This is a genomic window from Nostoc sp. WHI, assembly GCF_015714725.1.
GTDB lineage: Bacteria > Cyanobacteriota > Cyanobacteriia > Cyanobacteriales > Nostocaceae > Nostoc.
On record NZ_WBKM01000317.1, the window covers coordinates 24,504 to 31,782 of the forward strand.

Annotated in this window: 5 protein-coding genes; 1 reads left to right on the forward strand and 4 read right to left on the reverse strand. The window is 38.9% G+C overall.

Going from position 1 to position 7,279, the window contains the following annotated elements:
• Positions 1–92: 92 nt before the first annotated feature.
• Both F8S12_RS32310 and F8S12_RS32315 read right to left on the reverse strand, forming a co-directional pair.
• Positions 93–809 (reverse strand): ParB N-terminal domain-containing protein, encoded by a 717-nt coding sequence (locus F8S12_RS32310; RefSeq protein WP_196520382.1) that lies wholly within the window; start codon positions 807–809, stop codon positions 93–95.
• Positions 809–2,173 (reverse strand): AAA family ATPase, encoded by a 1,365-nt coding sequence (locus F8S12_RS32315; RefSeq protein ID WP_196520383.1) that lies wholly within the window; start codon positions 2,171–2,173, stop codon positions 809–811. The genes F8S12_RS32310 and F8S12_RS32315 overlap by 1 nt, the downstream gene beginning before the upstream one ends.
• A 261-nt stretch (positions 2,174–2,434) precedes the next feature.
• Between F8S12_RS32315 and F8S12_RS32320 the strand changes: the two genes are divergently transcribed.
• Complete coding sequence (locus F8S12_RS32320) at positions 2,435–2,806, forward strand: zinc ribbon domain-containing protein (RefSeq protein WP_196520384.1); 372 nt, start codon at positions 2,435–2,437, stop codon at positions 2,804–2,806.
• A gap of 62 nt (positions 2,807–2,868) precedes the next feature.
• Here F8S12_RS32320 and nblS read toward each other — a convergent pair whose 3' ends face one another.
• Both nblS and F8S12_RS32330 read right to left on the reverse strand, forming a co-directional pair.
• Positions 2,869–4,815, reverse strand: coding sequence for a two-component system sensor histidine kinase NblS (gene nblS / locus F8S12_RS32325; protein ID WP_196520385.1), 1,947 nt, complete (start codon positions 4,813–4,815; stop codon positions 2,869–2,871).
• 901 nt (positions 4,816–5,716) lie between these two features.
• A complete protein-coding gene (locus F8S12_RS32330; protein ID WP_196520386.1) occupies positions 5,717–7,138 on the reverse strand; it encodes a sensor histidine kinase in 1,422 nt (473 codons plus the stop codon).
• Positions 7,139–7,279: the final 141 nt, after the last annotated feature.

A 7,279-nucleotide genomic window follows, 5' to 3' on the forward strand; every position in this document is an offset into this window, starting at 1 on the left:
AATGTTTCACGCAAAGGCGTAGAGAAAAGTATAAAAGGTTTTTACACTGCGTTAACGTACTTTACTAATTACTTAGTCAATTACTTCTCTGACTACTGATCAACTATTTCAAGCATTTTTTCACTACTTATGGCTTTAAACATCTTTTTACCATGCGGGATTTTAACCCTTTCTACTACATCATTTAATGATTTAAATTGCTCCTTATTACGTTCAATTTCTACTATTTCTGCTATCTGAGAAGCTTTTTTTTGATTAAAACCAGCATTACGTAATTTAGAGGCAATGTCAACTTGACTAAAGGTTTTAAAAACTTCTATCAGTTCAGTTTTATCAGCCATTTGCCTTTTAATATCTTTGACTTCATTTTCTAACTTTGCATTAGTACTTGCTTGCTCAAATAGTTGCTTAGTTATTTTTTCAAAACGTGATTCCAAATTTATTAAAAATTGTTCTATATCTTTTGATTTGAAAGATGTTTTATCTGAAGAATCAGCTTTCTGCTGTCTAAATAATTGAACTTGCTTTGTTAAAGTATCCTCATTTTCAGGCTCAATAATAAATACTCCAATCATTTCGCCCTTATGAGGTTCTATCTCTCTAGCCCTAGCAGCAGCGTGATATTCAAAGTGTCCATCAACTACCTCAAAGGAATCGATACTTGAACGACGAATAACTATAGGGTTAATAACTCCCGCCGCTTCTAGAATAAGATTCGCTGCTTGTTCTAGTGGATCATCCATAAAACTTGATCGAGGTACAGCAGAAGTGATTTTCTTGATAGCAACAAGCGATGTAGATAATTTCATTAAGTCAACCCTATCTTTTGTAATACTTCTATTGCTAATAATTCAAATTCTTGTGCGGCAGTTGAATCTGGCTTAAAATCAAGCACAGAAATGGGATCAGCAACCTCTATATTTCCTATAATTAGAAACTTCTCAGCACATTTTGCTAGGTCATCTCTGTCATAAATCACCGTATTCATAACCTCGAAATCATATCGCTTTGGAATGGCCTCTAGTCTTTTAGGTAAAGAATATTTGACAAATTGATTGTTGGTAGATATTTTACAAGCAAGTACACCTAAAATTTCAAGTTGAGGCTTTCCTATTTGTTTTCTAAATCCATTTATTTTTTTTATAAATTCCCTAACATTTATTAGTCCTTGATTAGCAAATGGTTTTAGATCCGAAGGAATAATAAGGTAGTCAGCAGTAATTAGAGCAATCCTAGCGTACAGATTCAATGAAGGTGGAGTATCAATCAATACTACATCATATTGTTCTGCTACTGCGCTGAGTTTTTGAGCAAGCATCATTTTACTACTTTCTTGCTGAATTAAATCATTTTCATAATTCATTAAACTAATATGAGAAGGAACAACACTAATTTCTGGATTTGTGAATTGAGATTTTCTGGCGACTTCCTCGATAGAGTAAAAATCTTCCGATTGCAAAATATGACGAATATTAGAATCTTTGATATCATCAAACTCTTCATCATCAAATTTGACTAGCCCTGTTGCAAATGTCGTATTTGCTTGGCTATCAAGGTCAATCACTAAAACTTTTTTACCCTTTTTCCTAATAGCAGCGGCTAAATTAACTACAGTGGTTGTCTTACCTACGCCGCCTTTATTATGGTAAACCGCAATTATTTTCATTGAATGTTGCCTCTTAGTTTCCAAAATTAAATTATTTTCAGTTATTTGAACTTCTGGTTTATCTACCAACTGTCCTTCTTGCAGACTATCTCTACCAATTAAACCTTTAATTTTATCTATTTTTATCTCAACTTCCTTTCCAGAACACTGAAATATTAACTGAATATCAGTCGGGAATTTTTGATAAATTCTAATTTCTTTACCATTAGTCAGCAATCCATACCTGACATTTAAACTGGTTAAATAATGCCTGAGTCGGGGGACATGATTATTTAAGTTTTGTTTAGGATGCTTTGCCTCCATGACGACACTCAACGGTGAGTTGGCATCTAAGACAAAGGGAAGCACTTGTGCGGCAAATGCTAAGAAATCTAAGCGGATGCTACCAACGGCAACTTCTTGATGCCAGGTGTCAGGAGTATAACCTAGCTGTGGTAGCAAATATTGCACTATGAGTTTGCTTTCAACTTCGCTTTCATTACGGCACAGCTCAGGATTAAAAGACAATATTTTTCTACCTCTACATAATTAAAATCAGGGACAAAACCTGATATGTGTTCGATTATGGCATAGGTTGAATAGTTCTATGTAATAGAAATTACTTGTGAAACTCTAAAAACTGATGAAAAAAGTAGTGTTTTTACTGTAATCTAACTATTTCTTAGAACTAGCCACATTCAAAATTAACAGGCTAGGTCGGTATTTCCCTATTGCCCTCCTAAATGGCTAGAATCAAAGTGTTTACTTAACCTATTTGCGCTAAAGGTTTTGACTACTGTATCTTGTCCCCTCTGCCATCAACTCGTTGATAGTCAAGCTATTAATTGTCCCTATTGCCGGACAACACTCAAAGCTTACGGTCATCCCGGTATTCCATTGCACCGCGCCACTGGGGACGGGTATCTGTGCGATACCTGCACATATCACGCTGATGATACCTGCAATTTTCCCCAGCGTCCCTACGCCAAAAACTGTACCCTCTACCAAAATATTGAAGAGACAAAGTTACAGATGGAACAGCAGCGTCACACTAACAGTTTTGCGGTAACTGTGAAAATTTGGGTAAAACGCAATCAGGCTTTGCTGTTGATATTAGGTTTATTATTGGTTTGTTTGTTATTCGTTATATTAAGGTCTTGATTTGTATTTTTTGGGGAATAGGGAATGGTCAAAAATAACAAACAATACCCAATCCCTAAACTTCAGGCTGTGGTGATTTTGGATGCTTCAGCAATAGGTTCAACTTGTATTGGTGGTGCTTTTTCTTCAAAGGTGGCTAAATCGAACCAAAAAGTGGTGCCAATGCCGACTTCACTCACTAGATGGACTTTACTATGATGTCTGTCGATGATATTTCTGACAATCGATAAACCTAAACCCGTGCCTTCTAGGGTGTGAACTCGGTTTTCTACGCGAAAGAAGCGTTCAAAAATTGAGTGTTGATCTTCTGTGGCGATGCCAATTCCAGTATCGGAAATTTCAATTCGTACTGGAACAGATTGAGTGTGACTGGGTTTGAAATCTAGTTGGTAGGCGCGGATTGCCACTTTACCACCAGCTGTTGTGAATTTAAGGGCATTACCAATCAGATTGCCAAACACTTGTACTAACAGATCATAATTACCCATTACCAAAGGTAGATTAGGAGCAACTTCTTGAATAAGTTCAACACCTTTATCTTTAGCATTGAGTTGATAAGTACGCAATGTTTGCTCGATCGCTTGGGCTAAATCTACTCCATCAAAGCTATAGTTGCGACCAGATTCAAGTTTTGACAAATCTAAAACATCGTTAACTAGGCGGGTTAAGCGATCGGTTTCATGATTCACAGTTTGCAGAAATTCTTGCCGTTCTTTTAAACCTAACTCTTCGCCGTAGTCGTGGAGGGTTTCAATATAGGTTTTGATGTTGAATAAAGGCGTTCGCAGTTCGTGAGAAACGTTGCTGATAAATTGGCTTTTTGCATCGTTTAGCTCAACCTCACGGGTAATATCTTGAATAGTAATTGCAATGCCTTTGATGCTTTCTCTTTGCAGGTTGAGTACTGTAGTTAAGAGAATGCGGATTGTCCGGGGGGTGGGTTGATTAATAAAAATCCTGAATTCGGCACTTTCGCATTCGCCTGCTGCCATTTCATTCAAGGGACGGGTGATTTCCATTTGTACTGCTGGGGGCAAGTGGTATAGCACATTTTGACCTACTACATCAGCAGCTTCCCAACCAAAAATTCGCTCTGCTGTGGGGTTGACTAAAATCACCTGCATATTGTTGTCAATCAACACAGCACCATCGGCGATCGTGGAAACTAGGGTTTCTAGCTTGGCTTTTTCTGCGGTCAGTTCCTCAATATTTTGCTCTTCATAACGCTCTAATCGCTCTCCCATCTCATTAAAGCTTAAAATTAACTCCCCCAGTTCGCCCCCCAAAGGTAAATCGATACGCTGCTTGAAATTCCCGGTAGCAATTTGTTTCACCCCCACTAGCAGTTCTTTAATCGGCTTAGTGATGGTCAAGGCGTTAATCACTCCTGCCAAAATTACCATTACCCAAATTGTGATAAAAACGGCAATGGTGACATCGCGGGTAAAATTGGTGGAGATGACAGCAGTTTGATTGGGGTTAATACCGATCGCTAATACACCTAAGTATTTTTTATTGACGATTAGGGGAATAAACACATCGGTGACTATTCCATCTGGGGTTGTATGTTGTCGCACCATCGGCTTTTCCCCATCACCAGGGTAATCTTCTGGCAGTTGTATCCGCCGTTTAATGGTGAGGGAGTTTTCTACCTCCGCTTCCCAAAAAGGAATGCCAAAAAAGATTTCTCCGGTTTCATTGGCGTAGAGCATATAACGCACACTAGAGGTGCTGCTGTAGAAGCGTTGAGAAAATTGGGCAACCTCAGTAAGATCATTGTCAGCAACTAGGGGGGCAATATTGGCAGCAAGCAGCAGCCCCAAGTCACGACCGAAGCGGGTGTCATTCAGACGCGCATCCTGCTGAATTGTATTCACAGCCCAGAAGGTCAGACCACTCATCACCAAGGAAACTACCATTGTGGCCACAGCCAATAATTTGGTCTGGAGTGTGAACTCTGACCACCAATTAGCGATCGCATCTCGAATTGTTTTTAACAAACTTAGCATCTTAAATAAAGTTGTTAGTAGTCTTTAGTTATAAACCCCAACAACTAAAAAATTAACAGTTAATTTGACAAACATGTTAGAGGTATCCTTGTTCAGGTAGTCTTAACGAATTTACCTCATTTCAGCCATCAGAGCTGATATCGAGTTGAGGATTCAGGCGTTAAACCCCATTTTTCGACTATTGATTTACGCACAGAATTACGTAGCGATCGTTTGTAATCGCCCAGCCGTCCTTCATCAGTGCGTTTTTACTGCGTTATGGATTAATGTCTAACTTGGGTATAGCTTAAGTATAGGTCAGTCTTACCCCCTAATGGAAAGCAGGGCTGTTTCATTTCCTAAAACAGGTAAAATAGCAAGTGACTAGGGGATAAAAAATCATGGGTGCAAATCTGATTGAGCAACTGCAAAACTGAGACGCTCCTATAGTGCAATACTATAGCGGTTCTCGGTTGAGTAAGGTACAAGAATCCCACTTAATACCGTTCGGATAAGATCCCCCCGCCTGTGGCGACCCCCTTAAAAAGGGGGTAAAAGAGATATGAGCAAGCCTTTTTAAGGGGTGTTGAGGGATCTTCGAGGAATAAACACACACGTTAACCGAACTGTATTGAACCCCACCCCGCAAGCGCTACGGTGTACACACAACTCCTAAAAACCTAACTTGATAAGGCTTTCCTCGTTCCCCGGCTCCGCCTGGGAATGCATTCATTGAGTCTCTGGCTCAATGTCTAACTGGAGGCAGCAGCCCCTAATCAGCCATTCCCATGCAGAGTATGGGAACGAGAGAACAATAGGAAATCGAGCTTTTTTCGACTTGTGTGTACACCGTAGGCAAGCGAGGAGGGGGTTACGATGTAAATCATGTGATTAGGAAAAGCTATAAATTGTTTTTCAATTTTCACAGTGTAGGTAAACTGATTGTAAACATACTTCCTTCCCCTAACTTTGATTGCACACTTACACTACCTCCCATACCCTCTACAAGTGTCTTGACAATCGATAAACCCAAACCACAACCTCCAGTAGCATGAGAGCGAGATTCATCTACTCGGTAAAATCTCTCAAATATGCGTGCTTGGTGTTGCAAAGGAATGCCATAACCTTTGTCACAAACTTGAATAATTGCTTTGTCTTGAAGCTGGTTTAACTTGAAAACTATCGGTGTATTAGATTCAGAATACTTAATAGCATTATCAATCAAATTTAATAATACTTGTTTGAGGCGACTGTAGTCTACTTTTACCTCAATTGGGTAAATTTCTGACTCGATTGTAATTATGCGATCGCTATACTTTTCTGCCATCATTACAACTTCTTCAATCAAGTCATTCAGCACATAAGATTTCATCTGAAAATATAAGTAACCACTATCTGCTCGTGCTAAATCAAGTAAATCTTGTAGCAGGCGGATGGTACGTTCAGCTTCCGACGCAGCAGTTTCTAAAGCTTCTTGTTGGGTTTGGGTTAAGTTATTCTGCCTTCGTAAAACACTTTGCAAGTATCCATGTACAATCGTTAATGGTGTGCGTAATTCGTGAGAAACATTACTCACAAACTCTCGCTCTTGCTCCCAAGATTGTGAGAGGCGCGATAATAGCATGGTTAAGGTTTGAGCTAATTCTTTAACTTCGCTCGGTGCATTATCAAGATATAGCTGCGCTTGTCCTAAATCTTTAGCAGAAATCACAGAAGTCATTTGATTTAGCTGGCGCAGAGGTTGTAGAGAACGCTTAATAAAAAATGCGATCGCAGCTGTTAAAACAATAATTGCCAAAACACTAGTAATATTTAAACTCTGCACCATTACCATAAACATTCTCTGTTCACGGGTAATATCCTTTACTAAAAATAACTCACCAAGCAACTTACCCTGCACTTGCACAGAACTACCCCATAAAACAAAGTAGCTTTGGTTTACTTTGTAAACTTGTGGTTTAATCGGCATCTTAGTCAGGGACATTAACTCAGCTGCCATAGTATCAGATAATAAATCAAAACTGGCAGACTTAATTAAAATTTTATTATCAGGACTTTTTAACCATAATAATGTATTGGTATCTGCTAAGTTATTGATAGCCTTTTGCAATCCAGTTTCAGGTTGCATCATTTCACTATAAAGTTGCACATCTCGCGGCAAGCGCTTGGCAATTTCTTCTATATTATATTTATGACTATCAACTAAAATTTGCTGCATTTTCCAACTAGTCCATGTAGCGAGGCTACCTAATGCCAAAGCCGAAAATGCACCAATACCAATTGTGAGGCGTGACTGTAATGAAAATAAGTCTAAATTTATCCAAATTTTTCTGATTTGCTTCACTGTTGTGGTTTGGTTTTAGGTGCCAAAGAAGGCTTTATTAATAAAATCAGACTGCTATAGCGTTTCCTCGTCTAGTGAGTTACGGCTTAACCTCACCCCGATAAAGCTGTGCTTTATCCCCCCTCTCCTTAGTAAGGAGAG